The 20,611-nt window shown below is 35.0% G+C and carries 20 protein-coding genes; 4 read left to right on the forward strand and 16 right to left on the reverse strand.

What is annotated here, in order from left to right:
- The first annotated feature begins 5 nt into the window (after positions 1-5).
- Complete coding sequence (locus tag FTRAC_RS18675) at positions 6-434, forward strand: hypothetical protein (protein WP_013455851.1); 429 nt, start codon at positions 6-8, stop codon at positions 432-434.
- Between the two features lie 60 nt (positions 435-494).
- On the forward strand, positions 495-1,136 hold the full coding sequence (locus FTRAC_RS18680; RefSeq protein WP_013455852.1) for an alpha/beta hydrolase: 642 nt from the start codon (positions 495-497) through the stop codon (positions 1,134-1,136).
- Here FTRAC_RS18680 and FTRAC_RS18685 read toward each other — a convergent pair.
- Positions 1,126-1,893: a polyprenol monophosphomannose synthase gene (locus FTRAC_RS18685; protein ID WP_013455853.1), complete on the reverse strand. Its 768-nt coding sequence runs from the start codon at positions 1,891-1,893 to the stop codon at positions 1,126-1,128. The genes FTRAC_RS18680 and FTRAC_RS18685 overlap by 11 nt on opposite strands.
- A gap of 68 nt (positions 1,894-1,961) precedes the next feature.
- On the opposite strand from FTRAC_RS18685, the gene FTRAC_RS18690 reads away from it, so the two are divergent.
- A complete protein-coding gene (locus FTRAC_RS18690; RefSeq protein ID WP_013455854.1) occupies positions 1,962-2,480 on the forward strand; it encodes a D-glycero-alpha-D-manno-heptose-1,7-bisphosphate 7-phosphatase in 519 nt (172 codons plus the stop codon).
- On the opposite strand, the gene purB is transcribed toward FTRAC_RS18690, so the two are convergent.
- Positions 2,477-3,820, reverse strand: a complete 1,344-nt coding sequence (purB, locus tag FTRAC_RS18695; protein WP_013455855.1) for an adenylosuccinate lyase — start codon at positions 3,818-3,820, stop codon at positions 2,477-2,479. The two genes, FTRAC_RS18690 and purB, sit on opposite strands and share 4 nt — an antisense overlap.
- A gap of 71 nt (positions 3,821-3,891) precedes the next feature.
- Positions 3,892-4,173 (reverse strand): DUF3817 domain-containing protein, encoded by a 282-nt coding sequence (locus FTRAC_RS18700; protein ID WP_041650009.1) that lies wholly within the window; start codon positions 4,171-4,173, stop codon positions 3,892-3,894.
- Positions 4,174-4,316: 143 nt separating this feature from the next.
- On the opposite strand from FTRAC_RS18700, the gene FTRAC_RS18705 reads away from it, so the two are divergent.
- Entirely contained in the window at positions 4,317-4,706 is a 390-nt protein-coding gene (locus tag FTRAC_RS18705) for a DUF3127 domain-containing protein (RefSeq protein ID WP_013455857.1), read from the forward strand.
- 308 nt (positions 4,707-5,014) lie between these two features.
- Here FTRAC_RS18705 and FTRAC_RS18710 read toward each other — a convergent pair whose 3' ends face one another.
- The 13 genes from FTRAC_RS18710 to FTRAC_RS18770 all read right to left on the reverse strand — a co-directional run bounded on the left by FTRAC_RS18710 (position 5,015) and on the right by FTRAC_RS18770 (position 20,562).
- Positions 5,015-5,947 carry a D-2-hydroxyacid dehydrogenase gene (locus FTRAC_RS18710; protein WP_013455858.1) on the reverse strand — a complete coding sequence of 311 codons (933 nt, stop codon included), beginning with the start codon at positions 5,945-5,947 and terminating at the stop codon, positions 5,015-5,017.
- Between the two features lie 9 nt (positions 5,948-5,956).
- Positions 5,957-6,859, reverse strand: a complete 903-nt coding sequence (locus FTRAC_RS18715) for an RluA family pseudouridine synthase (protein ID WP_013455859.1) — start codon at positions 6,857-6,859, stop codon at positions 5,957-5,959.
- A gap of 266 nt (positions 6,860-7,125) precedes the next feature.
- Entirely contained in the window at positions 7,126-8,247 is a 1,122-nt protein-coding gene (gene lepB, locus FTRAC_RS18720; protein ID WP_013455860.1) for a signal peptidase I, read from the reverse strand.
- 3 nt (positions 8,248-8,250) lie between these two features.
- Complete coding sequence (gene dapB / locus FTRAC_RS18725) at positions 8,251-8,961, reverse strand: 4-hydroxy-tetrahydrodipicolinate reductase (RefSeq protein ID WP_013455861.1); 711 nt, start codon at positions 8,959-8,961, stop codon at positions 8,251-8,253.
- Between the two features lie 2 nt (positions 8,962-8,963).
- Entirely contained in the window at positions 8,964-9,569 is a 606-nt protein-coding gene (locus FTRAC_RS18730) for a DUF5683 domain-containing protein (RefSeq protein WP_013455862.1), read from the reverse strand.
- A gap of 1 nt (position 9,570) precedes the next feature.
- The gene (locus tag FTRAC_RS18735) at positions 9,571-10,488 is read right to left on the reverse strand and encodes a ParB/RepB/Spo0J family partition protein (protein ID WP_013455863.1); all 918 of its coding nucleotides are present in this window, start codon (positions 10,486-10,488) and stop codon (positions 9,571-9,573) included.
- 3 nt (positions 10,489-10,491) lie between these two features.
- Positions 10,492-11,265, reverse strand: a complete 774-nt coding sequence (locus FTRAC_RS18740; RefSeq protein ID WP_013455864.1) for a ParA family protein — start codon at positions 11,263-11,265, stop codon at positions 10,492-10,494.
- 181 nt (positions 11,266-11,446) lie between these two features.
- On the reverse strand, positions 11,447-12,502 hold the full coding sequence (locus FTRAC_RS18745; RefSeq protein ID WP_013455865.1) for an NAD(P)H-dependent glycerol-3-phosphate dehydrogenase: 1,056 nt from the start codon (positions 12,500-12,502) through the stop codon (positions 11,447-11,449).
- Positions 12,480-14,165 (reverse strand): 1-acyl-sn-glycerol-3-phosphate acyltransferase, encoded by a 1,686-nt coding sequence (locus FTRAC_RS18750; RefSeq protein WP_013455866.1) that lies wholly within the window; start codon positions 14,163-14,165, stop codon positions 12,480-12,482. Before FTRAC_RS18750 ends, FTRAC_RS18745 begins: the two co-directional genes overlap by 23 nt.
- Positions 14,166-14,171: 6 nt before the next feature.
- On the reverse strand, positions 14,172-15,329 hold the full coding sequence (locus tag FTRAC_RS18755; protein WP_013455867.1) for a cystathionine gamma-synthase: 1,158 nt from the start codon (positions 15,327-15,329) through the stop codon (positions 14,172-14,174).
- A 36-nt stretch (positions 15,330-15,365) separates the two neighbouring features.
- A complete protein-coding gene (locus tag FTRAC_RS18760; protein WP_013455868.1) occupies positions 15,366-16,982 on the reverse strand; it encodes a mechanosensitive ion channel family protein in 1,617 nt (538 codons plus the stop codon).
- Positions 16,982-19,723 carry a hypothetical protein gene (locus FTRAC_RS18765; protein WP_013455869.1) on the reverse strand — a complete coding sequence of 914 codons (2,742 nt, stop codon included), beginning with the start codon at positions 19,721-19,723 and terminating at the stop codon, positions 16,982-16,984. Before FTRAC_RS18765 ends, FTRAC_RS18760 begins: the two co-directional genes overlap by 1 nt.
- A gap of 77 nt (positions 19,724-19,800) precedes the next feature.
- Positions 19,801-20,562, reverse strand: a complete 762-nt coding sequence (locus tag FTRAC_RS18770; protein WP_041650956.1) for a DeoR/GlpR family DNA-binding transcription regulator — start codon at positions 20,560-20,562, stop codon at positions 19,801-19,803.
- Positions 20,563-20,611: the final 49 nt, after the last annotated feature.

Consider the following 20,611-nt stretch of genomic DNA (forward strand, 5'->3'; position numbering starts at 1 on the left):
TTTATATGAAAAAGCTAATCTTTGCATTAGGAATTGTTTTATTGACTACATCTATTAGTCAATCATATGCTCAATGTAATACAGAAAAGCATGTAGAGGCTTGTATTCCTAAATTACAATCAGGCTTCACTTTTTTGAAGAGTTATAATATAGATGGTCAAGGTGGAGCAAAGGATAAAGTTGAGTATTCCTATGTATTTACAAAAGGAGCAACATATCAGATAATGATATGTAATGACGGTGAAGCTACTGATGGTATTGTATTGACGTTATATGATTCAAACAGAAAGAAAGTAGCCTCAACCAAGTATGAAGGCTCTACACTCTCCAGTATTGCTTTTCCTTGTCAAGTAACTGGTATTTATTATATCACTTTTACATTTGAAGGTAGTACAAATCATTGCGGTGGTAGTGTTCTTGGCTTCAAACGATAATCTAATTTCATAATTTCAAAATCTTGCGAGCAGGCCATCATTGGCCTGCTTTTTTCATTTATGCGCAATACAGTTTCTTTTTCCCATAAAGCAGTCTTTTATCAATCTTCCCAAATAAGCGAGCAAACCGATGAGATTTGGTTTGTATTGCATGGTTATGGACAGCTACCGCAATATTTTATTCGAAAATTCAAAGGAATTGAAAATGATAGAAGGGTAATTGTTGCACCTGGTGGTTTGTCGAGATTTTATTTAGACGGCTTTTCAGGTAGAGTAGGAAGTACTTGGATGACTAAAGAGGAGAGGTTAATTGATATAGAAAATTATATAGGATACCTAGATCAAGTGGCTGAGAATGTTTTAAGTAAGGCCTCAAAAGATGTTAGAATAACACTTTTAGGTTTTTCTCAAGGTTCAGCTACCGTATGCAGATGGGCTGAAAAACTATCTTTTCCCTTTGAAAAATTGATACTGCACTCAGGTGCATTTCCTCCTGATATAGATTTTTCAGGTTTGAGCAATAAACTTAAAAACAACAAAGTGTATATGCTGAGGGGAACAGAAGACGAATTTATTAATGAAGAGCGAAAAAAAGAACAGAAATCTTTAATTGAAAAGCTTAATATTGAAGTTAAAGAAATTGAGTTTGAAGGAAAACATGATATTCATATTGAATCCTTAAAAGAGATTATTAAACAGTAGCTTTTTGGGTTGAGATAGATGTACCGATCTGCTTATATTTTTTAAACCAGCTATTTACTTTCATTTGGATAACACCGAATATTGCTTCTTTAAATATCTTTTTTGACATTTTTGACGTGCCTTTACTTCGGTCTGTAAAAATTATAGGCACTTCCTCAATACCAAATCCGTGCTTCCATGCTGTGAATTTCATCTCGATTTGGAAAGCGTAACCAATAAATTTAATCTTGTCAAGTTCTATTGTTTCCAAAACAGAACGATGATAGCATATAAAGCCAGCTGTAGCATCATATACTGGTAATCCTGTAATAAATCGTACATATTTGCTGGCCATATATGACATTAGAACCCTACCCATTGGCCAATTCACAACATTCACACCAGTTTTATAACGTGAGCCAATCGATAATTGTACCTCTTCTTTTTCACACGATTTCAATAACTCCAATAAATCCAACGGATTATGAGAGAAATCTGCATCCATTTCGAATATGTATTGGTAGTTATTCTTTAAGGCATATCTAAATCCCTCAATGTAAGCAGTTCCTAAACCTAATTTTCCTGATCTTTTTATGATATGTAATTGTCCTTCATATTCCTCTTGTAATGCCTTTACTATTTCTGCAGTACCATCTGGAGAATTATCATCAATGATGAGGATTTCAAATCGTGTAGACAGTAGAAATACAGCACGAATGATGTCTTCTATATTTTCGCACTCATTATAAGTTGGTATGATGACTAAATTATCCTTCATATATCTTTATAAACTTCAAAACTAAAAAATCTTTTCAGATATTGCCGTCCAATTAATAAAAGAATTTCATGAGAATACATAAATGTATTTTTTTAGACAGAGACGGAGTTTTAAATCGGGAAAGAGGTGAGTATACATTTAAGATTGAGGATTTTGAAATTATTACTGGAGTAGATGAAGCTTTAAAAATCCTTAAGAACTCAGGCTATTTGTTAATTGTGATCACGAATCAGGCTGGCATAGCAAAAGACATCTACAAAGAGGATGCGGTTTTAAATTGTCACGCCTATTTGCAGGCTGAAACAGGAGATTTAATAGATGATTTGTTTTATTGTCCTCATCATCCAGTTACAACTCAATCATTGCTTAGAAAGCCTGATAGCCTTATGTTAGAGAAAGCTATTGCCAAATGGGACATTGATATCGAAAAATCTTATATGGTAGGAGATTCCTTGCGAGATATTCAAGCATCGGAGAAAGTTGGAGTGAAGGGGATTTTGGTGGGTGATAAAGAAAAAGATAAAAATTTGACCGCACCAAAAGCTAAAAGTCTATTGGATGCAGTCAATAAATTTATAGTGAATTAGATTCCAGTATAATTAAAAGGAGTAATATCTTTTAATTCATTTTTTATAGAATCTGAAACCTCCAAACTGTCAATAAATTCTGAAATTGTGTTCTGAGTGATTTTTTCATTCTTACGAGTTAAGGCTTTTAAAGCTTCATAAGGCGCAGGAAAAGCCTCTCTTCTTAGAACAGTTTGTATAGCTTCAGCTACAACAGCCCAATTCTCAGTTAAATCATGCTCAATAGCAGCAGGATTTAATTCTAGTTTACCCAAGCCCTTTTTCAAAGATTCAAATGCAATTAAACCATGTGCAAGCGGAACCCCAATATTTCTTAAAACTGTTGAATCAGTTAAATCTCTTTGCAATCTAGAAATCGGTAGTTTTGCTGACAAATGTTCAAGTATAGCGTTAGCAATTCCTAAATTACCTTCTGCATTTTCAAAATCAATAGGGTTTACTTTATGGGGCATCGCAGAAGATCCAACTTCATCCTTAGCAATTTTCTGCTTGAAATAATTCATGCTGATGTATTGCCAAACATCTTTGCTTAAATCCATCAAGATTGTATTCAATCGCTTAAATGAATCAAAACGAGCAGCTAAATGGTCGTAATGCTCTATTTGGGTAGTCGGCTCAGAACGCTTTAGGCCTAAGTATTTTTCACAGAAGTTATTACCAAAAGCTCTCCAGTCAATTTCAGGATAGGCTACATGATGTGCATTAAAATTACCCGTAGCTCCACCAAATTTGGCTGCGAAAGGAATGTCTTTTTCCAGTTTCAACTGTTCTGCTAACCTTACTTCAAAGACAGCTATTTCTTTACCTAATCTGGTTGGGGAAGCAGGTTGCCCATGTGTTTTTGCCAGCATAGGTACATTTTTCCAATCATTAGCATAGTTGGCAAGAATACTTTTTAGTTCGTTTAAAAAAGGTAAATAGACCTTTTCGGTAGCATCTTTCAACAATAGGGGAGTAGCTGTATTATTAATATCTTGAGAAGTCAAACCAAAATGAATGAATTCTTTTTGGGCACCTATTCCTAAATCATCAAATTTTTGCTTAAGAAAATACTCTACCGCCTTAACATCATGATTGGTTGTTTTTTCAATTTTCTTGATTACCAGCGCATCTTCCTCATTAAAATTTGAAGCTAATTTTCTCATTTTAGGAAAAAGAGCATGATCAAATTCTTTTAGCTGGGGAAGTGGCAATCCGCAAAGTGCAATGAAATATTCTACTTCAACATGCACCCTGTATTTAATTAATGCCCATTCCGAAAAATAGGGAGCAAGGGGTTGGGTTTTATTTCTGTAACGTCCGTCAATAGGACCGATAGCACTTAAAGTAGTTAAATCCATGAGCTGTAAAAATTTAAAGGTGCAAAGATAAGGAATTTAAGCTTTTAGAGGTAGTTATTACGAGATTGTATTTAGTTCTCCATCTTTCGGAACCATTTCCAATCGGCATAGAATGTACCAAATGGGATTAAAGAAGCAGCAAGCGATAGAAGTGTAAGCTTCAAAGTCCAATTTCTTTTGATTGCTATATATAACACTAATCCACAGTAGCCAATAAATAAAACACCATGTGCCATACCTACAAAATAATTCGGCTGCGGCATTGCCATCATATATTTTAATGGCATTGTTACCCCAAGGAGTAAATAGGAAATACCTTCTAAAATTGCTAGAATTCTTAAATTTTTGATCATGATAGATTGTTGTGAATATTGGAATGCAAAGAAAGTACTGCCTGTTTTGTAAACCAATATTTTTAGTGCTTAAAATTGGAAGTTGATTAGGTGAAGGAAATATATTTTAACATTTTTGTGCGACAATTATTAAAATTACTTCAATGGAATTAAAAGGAAAAGTTATTGATATTCTACCAGAAGAAAAAGGACAAGGTAGAAATGGAGAGTGGAGAAAACAGTCTTACATATTTGAAACGCAAGAGCAATATCCCAAGAAAGTCTGTGCAGAAGTTTGGGGGGATAAGATTGATGGTTTTAATATCAAAAAAGGAGAAGAGTTAACTGCAAAAATAAATATTGATAGCAGAGAATTTAATGGTAAATGGTACACCAATGTGAAAATTTGGGCGGTAGATAGAGCTTCAGATGGAAATGTTGGGGGTGTTCCAAATGCACAAAATGAAAATATGCCACCGCAATCATCAGGAAGTGCAAGCAGCGGTCCTCAAGAAACTCCACCTCCTAGTGAGGATGATGAATTGCCTTTTTGACCTATCACTTATGAGGAATATTTGTTATTATTATTGAAATAAAGTTAAATATTGCACTTCAATAATTCTGCAAGTCATCCCTGCGAAGGCAGGGATCTTGTCTTATTGAAACTTTGTTTCAATACATCTTATAAAGTAAGTGATATACATTTCTCAAGTAGTTAGATTAATTTTAACCTTTGGTTAAAATGAGCAGATCCCTGCCTCCCGACTTTTAGTGCGGGACAGGTTACGCAGGGATGACGGCTCTAGTTGAAATTGTAGAGGTTCAAAGGTCGGTGTTATATTGATAAATTAATGGATTAGAATTAATACCCTTTCTCAGTATCAACCAATAATTTATGGTCTTCTCCAGATTTTACGGCCTCATAAGCTAATTTAAAGCTTTGTTTGACGTCTTCTAATAATGTTATTCCTGAAATATGAGGAGTTACTATGCACTGGGGATGTTCCCACAAAGGAGATTCTTGAGACAAGGGTTCCTCTTTGAATACATCTAAAATAGCTTGTCTGAGGTATTTTTGGTCTAAAGCTTCAATTAGATCCTCTTCATTGACTGAGTTCCCTCTTCCTATGTTGATAAATAGTATATTTTCAAGCTGGGAGAAAAATTCTTTATTGAATAAATCAAAAGTGTTTTCAGTTGCAGGAAGCGTATTGATTATTATAGAGTTAGCTTCAAGATTACCCATATCCAATTTGTCAATGGAAAGGCAAACGTCAAAGAACTCTTTGTTTTTACCGCTAGTGTTTACGCCTACAATATTTTTTACCATGGGTTGAAGAACCTGTGCTATATCGGTACTGATATTTCCTGTTCCAAAGAGAATAACACTTTGCTTTGATAAAGACTTAGGAACAACTTGATCCCAGGTTTTAGAAGCTTGGTTTATTTTGTATAGTTCAGTTTTGTTTAAATCTTGTAAGATATACGTAAGGCAGTATTCAGACATTCTTTGCCCCATCTTGCCTTTTGTTTTGGTGAGTGTGCAATGCTCGGGTATATCTAATTTCATAAAGCTGTCAACACCAGCACCAAAAGAATGAATCCATTCCAAATGACTGATATCCTTTTTGGAAAGAAAGTTAAAGCCTGCAACATAATTAGCTTCAGGAAGCAACTTCTCTACTTCTTCTTTATTTGAAGCTAGCAAACAATTAAGCTCCGGATATTCCTTTGTTATAAAAGCGTGAAATCCATCTGCTAAATGTCCATAAGTTAGAATGTTCTTTTTTGGCATATTGTAAATTTAACCTTTTGCTACTAAATTTCTAAAGTTAGAAGGAGGAACTAACTCAAACTTTAAATGTTCGCCACTGATTGGGTGTTTAAGTTCAATTAAATTAGCATGTAAAGCTACTCTGGCTAAGGGGTTTTTCTTGGCAGTATATTTTTTGTCACCCGTTACCGGAAAACCAAAATGAGCCATTTGAACTCTGATTTGATTCTTGAATCCCGTTTCCAGTTTAAATTCCAGCATTGAGTAAGCATTACTCTGTTTCAATAATTTAAAGTGAGTAATAGCTTCAGTTGCATTTTCAGCTGTATTTACTATGAATACCTGATTGTGTTTATTGCTCCTTAAATAATTTCTTAAAGTATGAGAGGATTCTTTGATTTTTCCTTCTACTACAGCTACATATTTTCTGTCTATAATATAGTCCTCCCAATGGTTCTGTAATTGTTCTTGAACTTCTTTGCTTTTGGCAAACAACAATACTCCCGAAGCCTCTCTTTCTAATCTATGGATGATATACACCTTATTTCGTGGATCAATAGCCTCCATGTGTTCCTTTAAAATCTGGACAGCATTTTTTGTTTTCTCTTTTAAAGATGCGACTGAAAGTAATCCAGCTTCTTTTTCAATCGCAATTAAGTGTTGGTCTTCATAGATTATATTGAGTTTCTGCAGTTTTACCTTTTTGGATGGTTTAGCCCAATTGATTTGAATTTCATCTCCTTTTTTTAGTGGATGATTAAACTGCGTAATGACATCCCCATTGATTCTTATTTGACCACCGCCCATTACTTGCTTCAATAAAGCCTTTTTTTTATTGGGATAAGTAGTGGTTAAATGCTTTAATAATTCAGTGTCTTCTTGAATTACATAGCTATTGAGATTTTGATTGGATGGGCCTGATTTTGTTTTCATAATGTAAAATTCCGTATAAGAAATGAGCTTTACAAGTCTAGGATTTTATTAACAATTAAAAACCCTCTCAAATTAAATTTAAGAGGGTTAATATTGAGTTTGAATCCAAGAATTTTTTGTTGATTACACCAAAACGGGAGCGGAGTTAAGAAAATTTCATCCAACTACGCCCTCTTTAAGGTCTTTTTTACCTTAAAGTTTCCGTGAGTTTCCAAGTGCTTTAGGTTTAAAATAATTATATCTAAACAGTTTCAAAGCCTTTTGTTTTAATTAATTCCTGAGAATAGACGTTCCCATCTGATTTTATTGAAGAAAGATTCATTTGGATCCATACTCATCCAAATAAACAATGCTTTACCCACCACGTGATCCTTAGGAACAAAACCCCAGAATCGACTATCCCAAGAGTTATGACGGTTGTCACCCATCATGAAGAAATAATCTTGAGAAAAGGTATACTCATTAACTTCTTTGCCATCTATGTAGAGTTTGTCATTCTTAATTTGAATGTCTTCTAAATGTTCATAATAGCGAAGGACATCACCATACATCTGTAAATTCTTGTGATTAATTGGAATGGTCTGTCCTTCTTTAGGAACTTCTATTGGGCCATAAAAATCTTTATTCCAGCTCGTTTCAGGAGTTTTAGGAAAAGTAGCAGGATCAACGTCACTGCTGTCAGTGCTTAATATTTTTCCGTTTTTATAAGTAGGAGAGAAGATGATTTCATTCACAAAGGGTAATGATTTCATTTTTTCAATCTCCTCAGGCTCTGCATGAACTCTATAACCATAACCAGGTTCATACATTTTATCCCAAATATTATATTCCTCAAAAACTCTATCCCTTATGGTTTGGTCAGTTTTTATAAAATAACTGAATTGAATATCTTCTGGTACATAGGCTTTTTCATCATTGATGTAAAGTTCTGCATTTTTGACTTGCAATTTATCACCAGGTAGCCCTACGCATCTTTTGATATAATATTCTCTTAAATCAAGCGGATACTGAAGTTCTTCTGGGTAATTGAAAACCACTGCATCATTTCTTTTTACTTCACTAAAGCCTGGTAACCTGTACTGTGGCAATTGAATCCAATCCAGATATGCTGGCACATCTTCAGTCCCGTAGAACCTTCGGTGCGTTAATGGAAGTTGCAAAGGAGTTCTAGGGGTTCTCGGCCCGTAATGTAATTTACTTACAAAAAGGTAGTCTCCCACCAATAAAGTACCTTCCATTGAAGGGGTAGGGATCACAAAAGCCTCTAAAGTAGCCCATCTTATTAAGGTGGCTGCTATTACTGCAAATACCAAGGCATCGACCCATTCTCTAACTTTAGATTTTGGTTTGGCAGGCTTCTTCTTTTTATTGAAAAATGGAATTTTCATATTCTAAAGTTTTAAAAAGTCATCAATTACAACTATTCCTTTTTGATCAGGAAGCCATTCAGCTACAAATACTGCACCTTGAACAAAACCATCTCTACTATATGCTTCATGCTCAATGCTGATTTGATCTACCTCTGATTTGTAAGTTATTTTATGAGTTCCGGGAATTTCACCAATTCTTTCAGAAGTAATTGGGATTTCCCCATCTTCAGTTTTAGCATCATTTTTCCAAGCAGTATATTTACCATGCTCACTAATTATTCCTTCAGCTAAAGTAATAGCAGTACCACTTGGCGCATCTTTTTTATGCGTATGATGAACTTCTATCATGGAAGGTTTATATTGGCTTTGGGGACTGATTAACTTGGCCAAGAACTTATTGAGTTTGAAAAACAAATTAACACCTATCGAAAAATTGGATGCGTAAAGGAATGTTCCATTATTTTCCTCGCAAATTTTCTCGATTTCAGGCATTTTATCTAGCCATCCTGTTGTGCCTGATAAAACCGGTAAATTATGCTCAAGGCAAAATTTAATATTATCAAATGCTGCATCAGGGTGAGTAAATTCAATAGCTACATCAGCTTGTTCGGCTAAAGTAGGCATTAAAGTATCATTAACATCAACGGTGGCCACTAAACTATGTCCTCTCTGGATGGCAAATTCTTCAATAGCCTGACCCATTTTACCGTGACCAATTAAAAGTATCTTCATTGCTATTTTAATCTAAAATTTAATGACAAGCCAGCGTGCATGTTGCTGTAAGGGCTGCTTTGAATACTTGGTTGTATATTCAGGCTCAAATCTTGATTGATATTGAACTCCCTTAAATGTGCATCTACAGTAGCATCTACAATGTTCAGAACATAAAAAAGTCCTGCAAGAATAATCCAGTAGTCTCGGTCTCTTTCAAATCTTTGTAAGAGTCTATCAGCTCTATCTTCATCATAACCCAAATTAATAAAATCTTGAATTTCTGAATTATTGGCATCATATTCATCTGCTAAGTTGATAAAGACATTCCTAAATAATAGATAATTCTGGTGATTAGATTTGATTTGGTAGGCAGCTAATGCACCCAAAGCATAAACAACCGGAATCTTCCAGTATTTTTCATTGTAAAACTGCCCCATCCCTGGAACTATCGCAGAATATAAAGCCGCTAGCCGGGGAGAGTGGGTAGTGTCCTGAGTCTGAAAGCTTTCAATTTCTTCAGTATCCGCACCCAATCTCAAAAAGGTAGAATCTGTTGGCTGTACTTCCTGACTTTTTGCTATGGAAGCAAATATGAAAAATATGGTAATGAATAAAAGATTGCGCATTTTATAATTCAACTGAAAGAATGTCTAAAATCCTATTTAAATCGTCCTTCGATAAAAATGGAATCTTAATTTCTCCTTTATTATTTTTGTCGATCTTCATCCCAATTTTTGTGCCAAAATGAGAGGAAAGCTTGCTTTGAACTTGCTTGGCTTCATATGGCATTTCGCTTTTAGCCGGTTGCTCTTTTTCCTTAGATTCACCGCTAGTCAATTCTCGCACTAATGCTTCCACTTTTCTTACTGAGAGATCATCTTTTAAGATTCTGTTGAATACATCCAATTGTTTTTCAACATTATCAATATTGATGATGGCACGAGCATGTCCCATGCTTATTCTTTTATCTCTAATTGCGAGTTGAATATCAGGTGGAAGCTTTAATAATCTTAAATAATTATTAACCGTTGTTCTGTTTTTCCCCACTCTATCACCTAACTGTTCTTGCTTTAAATCACATTCAGTTAACAATCTTTGGTAACTAAGCGCAATTTCGATGGAATTAAGATTTTCTCTTTGGATATTCTCAATTAAGGCCATCTCAAGCATTTGCTGATCATCCGCTATTCGGATGTATGCTGGAATTGATTTAAGACCCGCTAATTTTGAAGCCTGTGTTCTTCTTTCCCCTGAAATAAGCTGGTAACTATCTTTGCTTAATTTCCGAACAGTAATGGGTTGAATTATTCCCTGAACTTTAATTGATTCAGCTAATTCTTCTAAAGCTTGCTTATCAAAATCAGTTCTAGGCTGAAATGGATTCACCTCTATTTGTTCTAAAGGGATTTCATTTATAGAAGCCCCACTTGAGATATCCGTTATATCTCTTTTTTCTTTATTAGAAGAAGATTTTTGATCAGTGTTAGAATCTTCTAAAAGAGCGCCTAAGCCTCTTCCTAATGCTTTTCTGGTTTTCTTCGCCATCCGCTATTTTCCTAATCCGTTATTGTTAATAATTTCTTTCGCTAAATTTAAATAACTAATTGCCCCTTTACTTTCAGCATCATGAGCAATTGCCGGTAATCCAAAACTTGGTGATTCACTCAGTTTGATATTACGTGGAATCAAAGTTTCAAAAACCATCTTACTAAAGTGCTGTTTTACCTCATCCACCACTTGGTTAGAAAGGTTTAAACGAACATCATACATGGTCAATAAAATCCCTTCAATTTCTAAATCTTTATTCAAACGAGTTTGTATAATCTTAATTGTATTCAATAATTTACCTAATCCTTCCAATGCAAAGTATTCACACTGAACTGGAATAATAACTGAGTCTGCTGCAGTTAAGGCATTAATGGTAATTAAACCTAAAGATGGAGAACAGTCAATGATTATGAAATCATATTTCTTACGCACCTTTTTTAGTGCGTCACGCATTCTTTCTTCTCTATTCTTAATATTTACCATTTCAACTTCCGCACCTACCAAGTTGATATGAGAAGGCAAAATATGCAAGTAATCTAAGTCAGTTTCCACAATGATGTCTTGAGCATCAACCTCATCTACCATGCATTCATAAATACTGCTTTCTATCTCTTTAGGGTTATAACCTATTCCTGAAGTTGAATTGGCTTGTGGATCGGCATCAACAATCAGTGTTTTATATTCTAAAGCAGCCAAACTTGCCGCAAGATTAATAGCTGATGTGGTTTTACCTACTCCTCCTTTTTGATTAGCAATTGCAATTACTTTACCCATATTTATTTAAATTTTAGCTTTAAAAAGTTCGTTGGTAAGCTGAGTTTGATTTGAATTGGCTTGTTCAAAATATTGAAGAATCGAGCAAGTGTCTATTTCAGTTACCAAATTTTTTAGCGAACCACAAAGATAAAATTTTATATGAGAAATAGAATGGATTTTTAATTTGCTTTAGCAGGAATTAGATAAAATCCACATCCACATTAAGTGGATATTTCATTAAGTATTGAACTGCTTCTTCCATAGTAAGTCCTTCAAATAGCACTCTATGTAGAATTTCAGTAATTGGAGCCCGAACTTTAAAACTTTCTGCAATTTTTTTCGCAATCATAATTGTGTTCACTCCTTCTGCCACTTCATGCATATCAGCTAAAATATTTTCCAGACTTTCGCCCTCTGCCAATCTTCTTCCCACTGTGAAGTTTCTACTTAAGGTAGAGTGGGAGGTAGCCATTAAATCACCAATTCCGGCCAGTCCAATAAAAGATCGAACCTCTCCGCCTAAAGCTTTCCCTAAGTAAATCATTTCGGCCATGCCACGACTGATAAGCAACGAGCGTGCGTTTTCTCCCAAGCCTAAGCCAGATAGCGCTCCAGAAGCTATGGCAATGATGTTTTTCAAGACACCGCAAAGTTCAATTCCTATTAAGTCAGGATTTCCATACACCTGAAACCTATCGCTGCGGAGCAATTGCTGCCCTATTTGAATTACTTCATTGAAAGGACTAGCTACCACAGTGGCTGCTGGAAGTCCTTGAGAAATCTCTTTTGCTAAATTAGGGCCTGCCAAACATCCCACTCTAACGACAACACTTTCGTCCATAATGAGCTCACTCATAGTTTTGATATGATGTCGTTCTAAAACTGGCATATCGGAGAGTGTTTTCCCTTCAGGTAAATTGAGATTTAAACCTTTAGTACCATGAATTAAAATATGGTAGGGATGTAAAAATGGGGATATGCTTTGCATCATTTCCCTAAAATTAGCTGAGGGAACAACCGGGAAGATGATATCGCAACTATTAGCTAATTGCTCTAAATCGTCAATCGCCTTGATATTTTGATGAATTGGATAGCTGTTCCATTCTCTCTTTTTGTTGATGCTTTCTAAAGCCTCTGGGTTTCTTGCATAAAGAAGTACCTCGGAATTTTCGGCTAAAAGATTAGCAACGGAAAGTCCAAAACTTCCTGCACCAACAACACCTATAGGTTTATCAAATGTGTTTTTCAAGCCCATATCCGTCTAATCTGTTTCTGTAAAAATATAGAAGATTCATATCCATGGTAGTAATATCCCCTTCTTTTGTTTTAATTAAAGGCCTTTTGGAATGGTACATTCCTAAATTCAACAAGCCATGTTCGATGATGTTATCAATATTGTCATCCATGTGTTCTGCTTGAGACATTCTCCCTTCTTGAACCCTTTCGTCAATTTTATTTTTTATCCGCTGACAAGTGCTTCTAAATTCATTGAAGTTAATCACAAGATCTTCTTCAGGTAATCGTAGCAGTGAAAATAGATCAAGTTTTTTATTATGCTTATTGATAATCTCGAAAGCAACAAAAGCTATTAAATGGCTAGAAAATACACGAGCAATTTTGCTGTATTGCTCCACAATTTTTTTAGAGAGCATACGGGTGTATTCAGCCTCTCTTTGCTTATTGATCGTAATTTTATCTTGGAATTTAAAATATTCTTCGGGTTGAATTTCCCTGCCTTTTGGATCAAAGCTTCTTCCTTCCTCATCTACTTTATTACCTAAAATATCCATGGCCTCGCCAATAGAAACTGAAATATCTGATCCTTTAGTGAAGAATTTAAAAAGAAAAGTTATGATTTTGTAAGAGGAGGAAAACTCATCATTTTCAACATAATAACGTTCTTGGCCTCTTTTTTCCAAATACTGACGAATCAAACTTGGAGCTTCCAATACGAAGTGGTAGTTCAAGCTAGCTGGAACTATAAATATTTTTTCAGCCTTATTTCCATGTTCTTGGTAATTGGCTCTTTGGGCTTCAATAGCAGTCCCTAATAGTCCTAATTTCAGTTCTCTTTCCACTCTTCCGTCTCTAGAACGCGTTCCTCCAGGGAAAAACAAACTTTGACATCCTTTTTTCAATGCTAAGGCAGAATAGGCTTTCAAGGTTTCCAGGTAAATCATATTCTTTTTTCGCCTGTCTACCTTATAAGCTCCTAAACTATTCATGAAATAGGAAATGATGCTTATATTAAAAAGATTAAGTCCTGCGCCATAAATTACAGGGGGAAGACCTAAAGTATAAATCACCCAACCAATTAAGATAGAATCCAAGTTACTGGAATGCGTAGGAACAATCACTACTGTGCCTTTTTTGGCTAATGTACGCAGTTTTTCAACCTCGCCATTAATTTGGATTTTGTCATTCATGGTAAGTTCATTACTCCAGAACCCACCTAACTTTTTTATTCTAGCGGCATTTAATAATCTGTTAAAACCAAAAGTTGCCACTCCTCTGGCAAATCGATAGTGACTTGTGTTAAAATTGCCTGCAATTTCCTCTGCATATCGTTCAATTATACTAAGCAGGATTTTATTGGCTTTTTCTTCATCCTTTGCTTTCTGTTGAGAAATTTCAAGGAGTTCGTCTTTAACCTTTCCCCAAAATTGATGTTCGTCATCAGGATCAACTTTCCAGGGTGTTTGTCTTATTCTTGCTTTTTCTTTGTATAAGGTGGTTTCCAGTTCTTCAATGAGAGCTGTTTTATTCCTCGTATTGTTTTTAATGCGCTTGAAGGCTTCTTCAACCACTTCCTTAAGAAATTCTTTTTTATTACGACTCAATTGCACCACGGGCCATTCGCGTGGACCGGGTAAAATAGGTTCGTATTTTCTTTTGCTTCTGTAGCGCTTCAGCTTCATATCAACTTAGGATAATGCTTGTTTTAAATCTTGAATCAAATCCTCTATGTCTTCAACTCCTACACTCAATCGAATTAAAGAATCAGAAAGGCCCACTTTATCGCGCTCTGCTTTTGGAATGCTGGCATGAGTCATGGTCGCTGGATGTCCACTTAATGATTCAACCCCACCTAATGATTCCGCCAAAGTAAATAATTTAAATTTCTTCAAGATTTCCGTAGCTGCGGATTTTGTATTTTCTTTTAATGAAAACGATATCATTCCTCCAAAATCATGCATTTGTTTGCATGCAATTTCATGATTAGGGTGTGATTTAAAACCTGGCCAAAATACCTTGTCCACTTTTGGGTGTGATTTTAAAAAGTTTGCAATACCTGCGCCATTTTCACAATGTCTTTGCATTCTTAGATGCAATGTTTTGATTCCTCTTAAAACTAAAAAACAATCTTGTGGACCTGGCACGGCACCACTTGCATTCTGAATAAAGGTTAATTTTTCAGACAATTCTTTATTGCTTGTAGCTAATGCGCCCATCACTACATCGGAATGTCCAGCTATGTATTTTGTAACCGAATGCATTACCAAATCTGCACCCAAATCTAAAGGATTTTGTAAATAAGGGGTTGAAAAAGTGTTATCCACCGCTAAGGTAACAGCATGTTTTTTGGCAATATCAGCAATCGCTCTAATATCAATGATATTCATCATCGGATTAGTAGGGGTTTCTACCCATATCAATTTTGTTTTTTCTGTAATATGTTTTTCAACATCAGCAGCATTTGACATGTTAACAAAATGGAAATGAATGCCGAAATCTTGAAAGATTTTTGTGAATATTCTATAAGTACCTCCGTAGAGATCGTTGGTGCTAATTACCTCATCACCTGGTTTCAAGGTTTTGATAATGGCATCAATCGCAGCAAGTCCAGAAGCAAAACAATGTCCGAAATCGGCATTTTCCAAAGCTGCAATGCTTTTCTCCAATGCTTCACGGGTTGGGTTTTGAGAACGGCTGTATTCATAGCCTTTGTGTTCACCTGGGGCTGACTGAACATAAGTTGAGGTTTGGTAAATAGGAGTCATGATAGCGCCAGTTGCTGAATCAGGCTCAACTCCAGAATGTATTGCTTTGGTACCAAATCTGTATTTGCTAGACTTGCTCATGAATGCCTATTTTAAGCGTTTATCTAAAATTAGAATCTATTTCGGATTTGACGTTTGAAAGAAGTCTTTCAATTTTTCCGAAACTTGATTTTTTTCTACGTATTTTGGAGATAACGAGGCTTGTCCAGGGAAGTTTTCCATGTGCAAAGTTTGCGTAGGGAAAGCAAAATTGATTCCGAGTTGCTTAGCTAATTTCATTATGCTCAGTAAAATTTCTTCTTTATATTTCAATTCCTCTCCCCAGGTAGGGACATCTAAGAACACATAAAACATAATGTCCAATGAATAAGCAGACATATTGTTGAAATAGATGTTATAGAATTCTTTCCAGGTTTTAGGGTGTTCTTCAACTATTTTTTTTAATCCATCAGTGAAAGCCTCAATTAAATGAGTAGGAGTATCATAGGTGACGGTGATGGTGGTGTAAAATCTTCTGTATTTTCTCAAGCCGTGGTTATCAACCGCCATATCGGCTAATTTACCATTAGGTACTGTAATTAATGAATTTCTGAAGGTTCTCACTCTTGTTGAACGGAAACCTACTTCTTCAACAGTGCCATCAATGTCTCCAGCTGTCACCCAATCACCTATTTGAAAAGGCTTATCAAAAAGAATCATTAAGGAGCCAAAGAAATTTTTAATGGTGTCTTGAGCGGCTAATGCAAAAGCTAAACCACCAATCGAAATACCGGCAAGGAGAGCGGTAATGTCAAACCTTAAATTGTTGAGGATATAAAGAAAACCAATGATGACCACAAAAATTTTCAATACCCTTTTCAGAATGGGTACAATCTGGTCGTCCATTGTAGTTTCAGTTTGGGCTGCTTTTTTCAGCATGTACTCGCCTAAAATATCTACAATTTTGTACACCATCATCGTACCGAAAAGTGGTAGCAGTGCCCTAAGCAACAAAATGAAATAATGATTGAAGGTAATAGGTAGTTGCAGAACTGGAATCAGAATAATTAAAATTCCGACAATGATTAAAAGACTAAAAGGCCTAGCAACAGGCATGATATAGTCGTGGGCAATATTCCCATAGCCTTTGTTTTTTAGCAATTGATAAATAAGCCAATCAAAAAACCAGCTTAGTAATTTGTGAATTAACACGCAGATGATAACTAAAATTAAAATGCTAATGTACTGCCAGGCATGAAGTCCTAGGATTTTTTGCATTCCCATTTTTGGTAAAATGTTCATCAATTTGTCTGTCCCGAAAGGATAAACTTCTTGATGCAATGCTGGTATTTTCTCAATGGTTTTTTTACTAAAATACCATTTCCCGTTACTTCTCTCTAAGTAGATTTGAGGAAACTCAATTTCAGATAAATAATATCTTTTCCGATCCGATGAATCTGAATAATTAGGGTTTTCAGGAATTTCATCTAAATCAATTAATACACCAGCACCGTCCAGCACTTGTTTTAGTTGAGTAATGATTAATTCAGCATCTTTTCCTTTGATATGTTTCGGATTGAGCGTTTTTGCTGCAATTTCAGGGTGAAATTCTTCTTCCTGAAGATTTTGAAGAAAAGTGTTGACCGTTGCTTTTGGTGTAGCTAAGCTATTTTTGGGTAAGGTTTTTGTTTCCTCATTTTGGCCAAAAGTGGTGTATGTAAAAAGTAGAAATAGTATTAAAAAATATCTCATCATTAAATTTTGAATTTTAGAATACTGAATTTGTTTCCATGGCATTTATACACATGAACTTCATTATCTTTATTGTAATAGATCAAGGCAATTTCGTCTATGCTCTCAATAGGTTGTTGGTTTATTAATTGCCCTTCACTTGTATAAAGATAAGTAAATGCTTGTTTTTTATCAGTTACAGCAATAATTTCTTTGTTTGGAGCTAGTTCATAATATTGAATTTCCATTTCCTCTTGATTGATATAATCTTTTTCGAACATCATTTCTCCAGAGGGCTGCAATAAACTCACTCTGCTCAAATCTTGTCTTGCAAGAATGTAGCTTCTGTTAGAGGTGTTTTTGACTATTTTAAATAAGGTTTCTTTATTCGGCATATAAAGTTGTTCCTTCTCCTTTATCTTTCCTGTAAAGCTGATTTTTGCTAAAGCACCTCCATTTGTAATAGTGACCAAATGACTACTTTCAAAGCTATTTCCAATTTCAAAGAATAGGTTGTTCGATAATCTATCATTTATATTGACTGGAAAATTAGGTTTCATTTCGCCATTTCGACTCATGACTTTAACCAATCCATTTTCTTGAAGCACCACCATGAAATCCTTACTTCTGATCCTGATATGTTCTGGTTTAGCCGCAATTTTATCTTTCATTTTCAATGGATTCCAATCACCCAGCATATCTCCATATTTACTAGTCAGGTAGATATCTCCATTTTCTTTTGCGATTAGCAGTCTGTAGGTTCTGCTTTTATCATAATCAATTACATTAAAGTATTGATTTTCAATATTTGGTTCACCGTAAGATTTTGGGAAGTACTCTAATGCGATACCATTTCGATCCAGAAGGAATACTTTTTCAGTAGTAGCGAAAGCATATTGCAGTTTATTATTTTGGTAATAATCAATTTGGAATACATCGCCTATGATAGGAGCACCCAATGGTTCTGTCCAAATGACATCTCCATTGGTTGATATTAAATGGAGGTTTAATGCGGAATCCTGCACTAAAGTTTCAAATAAGCCTGTGTTGTGGTTTTTGACTACATAAGGTTTACTGATTATAGGAGCATCTAATTCAACTTGCATCACTTCATCAAAATGTTTCATCTCATTGTTGACTTTATTGTCTGAGTGTGTAAGTTCAACATTGCTGTAATAGCGATCATTTTCATGGCTAAATTGAATTGCCAGCATATCAAAGTTTTTGATTGGAAATTCATTTTCTCTAAAGTTTTTTCTCCATTTATCGTTCAGGCTATTCAGTAATAATGACCAGGCTTGAGGTAAATTTATAAATACATTTAAGTTGGATTCTTGAAGAGTTGATTCTAAAAACTGATTTTCCTTAATCGATTTTCCCCATGTGTTTTCTGTTTCCATATCCAATATCAGTTCTTTTAAAGATTGGATATCATTGCTAATAATCATTACATTATCAATGGATGTGAAAAATGTGTGCGAAAAGCCTTTAAAATTTTTACCCAATAAATAGTAAGGAAATTCTTCAATAACTAATTCCCTTATTTCATTTTCCGCATAAAATTCATAGTACAATGTATCTTGATTGAGCTGAGCAGCTTCTTCTGCCAACCTATTGAATTTGTTCAGTCCTTCATTTTTATCATTCATCTTGATAAAAATCAATTTGTTGTTTTCTTCTAAGTTTTGGTTGCTGTTCAATATAGCTTGTGCATTTTCGCCAGCCATAAATTCATGGAAACCCCTGAAATCAGTATCATATTGCTCAGCTAAAAGGTTTCTCTTTTGCCCAAACTTAGCATCGATTTTATTCCAGAATTTAAATTTTTCATCCTGAAAAGCCTTAGCATCACTAAATCTTTCATGCAGCACAACAGCTGTTTTGGAGGGTAAATAGTTTTCTAATGTTATGTCTCCGCCTTCTTGGTTTGTGTAGGTATTCAAATAGCTGATAGAGTCGTGCGGGAATGTGAATCCATTTAAATACAAATCATCGCCATCCAGAAATAAGTCAAGAAAGGCACCCTCTGAAAATTGGGCTAGGATATTAAATAAGATCGATTGATTCGATTTGGTAAAGGTTTTGACTATTTTATCTAACCTGTTGAAGTTAATGTAGAGGTTTCCTAAGTCGTCTTGAAAATTGGCGATTTTGAATACTTCCTCTATACTTTCTTTAAAATTGTCCTCATCTTTTTCCAAGTTTCTGATCACATCCTCAACCAGTACTGGGGAAAAACTACCCACGAAATTCCCCCTCAAAAGCACATAACTAAAGGTTTTTTCGCTTTTTTCACTTTTTAATTCATAGATGGTGTTTTTGTTATAAACTCTTTCTGATTTTTCAAACTCATCAAATTTTGATTCTATTTTTTTAATGACTTCAATCTGTTCTGTGTTTTTTAAAGTTTGGTAAAAAACAAAATCGAAATCGTCATTAGCTATTACAGACATTCCTATCAGCAGATGATTATTTCTGAAAACCTCATCAAGCATTCCGCTATTTCCAGATAAGCTATCTAATGCTTCAAAATTATTTTTAAGAGAGGAGAAGTATTCTATGTTTTGAAGATCTTTCCAGATTGGGTTTTCTTGAATGCTGTTCCAAGCACCCACTAGATTCTTGTTTTCGTAAACTAAAAAGGTGTTTTCGGGTACTAAGGACCAAGCATCTAAGCTTTTTTGTTTGTCCCAATAGTAATAGATTCCATATCCGCTTGCTAAAATTAAGATGAACAGAAATAGTATGATGAAGATTCTTCTCAAAGGTGTTTTAAATTTTTATTTTGCTATGCAAATATAGGATTATTAATAACTATGGAGGTACGTTAGTCTAACAATATTTACACTAAGACAACCTCAATCCCCTTTGCTTCCAATGTAGTAATAAATTGCTTGGAAGCGCTTTTATTCGTGATGATTTGGTCAACATCTTCTAAATCACAAATTTTACCAAATCCTTTCTTTCCAAACTTGCTGGCATCTGCCAAGACAATGGTTTTCTGAACTGATTCAATCATTTTTGCATTCAAATGGGCTTCCATCATATTGGAAGTAGTAAAGCCATGTTCTAAACTTATCCCGTCCACGCTTAAGTACAATTTACTGCAAGCGAAACTTTGCATCATTTCTTCTGCATAATGCCCGACTACGGATGAGCTGCCTTTCCTGACAACGCCTCCTAATTGTACGATTTCAATATCCTTGCAGTCTAATAATGCCATGGTAACATTCATGGCGGAGGTTAGAACCGTTAGATTAGAATTTCGAGGGATAGCTTGGGCAAATGCTCCTACCGTGGTTCCCGACCCAATAATAATAGCTTCATGCATTTTTAGAGATTCAACTGCTGCTTTTGCTATAGCTTGCTTTTCTTCAACATTCACCAATTCCTTTTCATCAACTGGCTTTTCATTTACATAAGGCGAAACCAAAGTAGCGCTCCCGTGAGAGCGATAAAGCAAGCCTTTATCTTCTAATAATTTTAAGTCTTTTCGGATGGTTACCTTGGTAACTTCCAGTGAATTGCTTAAATCACTTACACTTACAAAGCCTTCTTGCTGAAGCTGCGTTAATATGTATTTATGTCTTTCTGCAATGGTCATAGACTCAAAAATATAACTAAAAGTCATAAAAAGAAACTAAAAGTAAATA

Origin of the sequence: Marivirga tractuosa DSM 4126 (genome assembly GCF_000183425.1) — a bacterium.
GTDB lineage: Bacteria > Bacteroidota > Bacteroidia > Cytophagales > Cyclobacteriaceae > Marivirga > Marivirga tractuosa.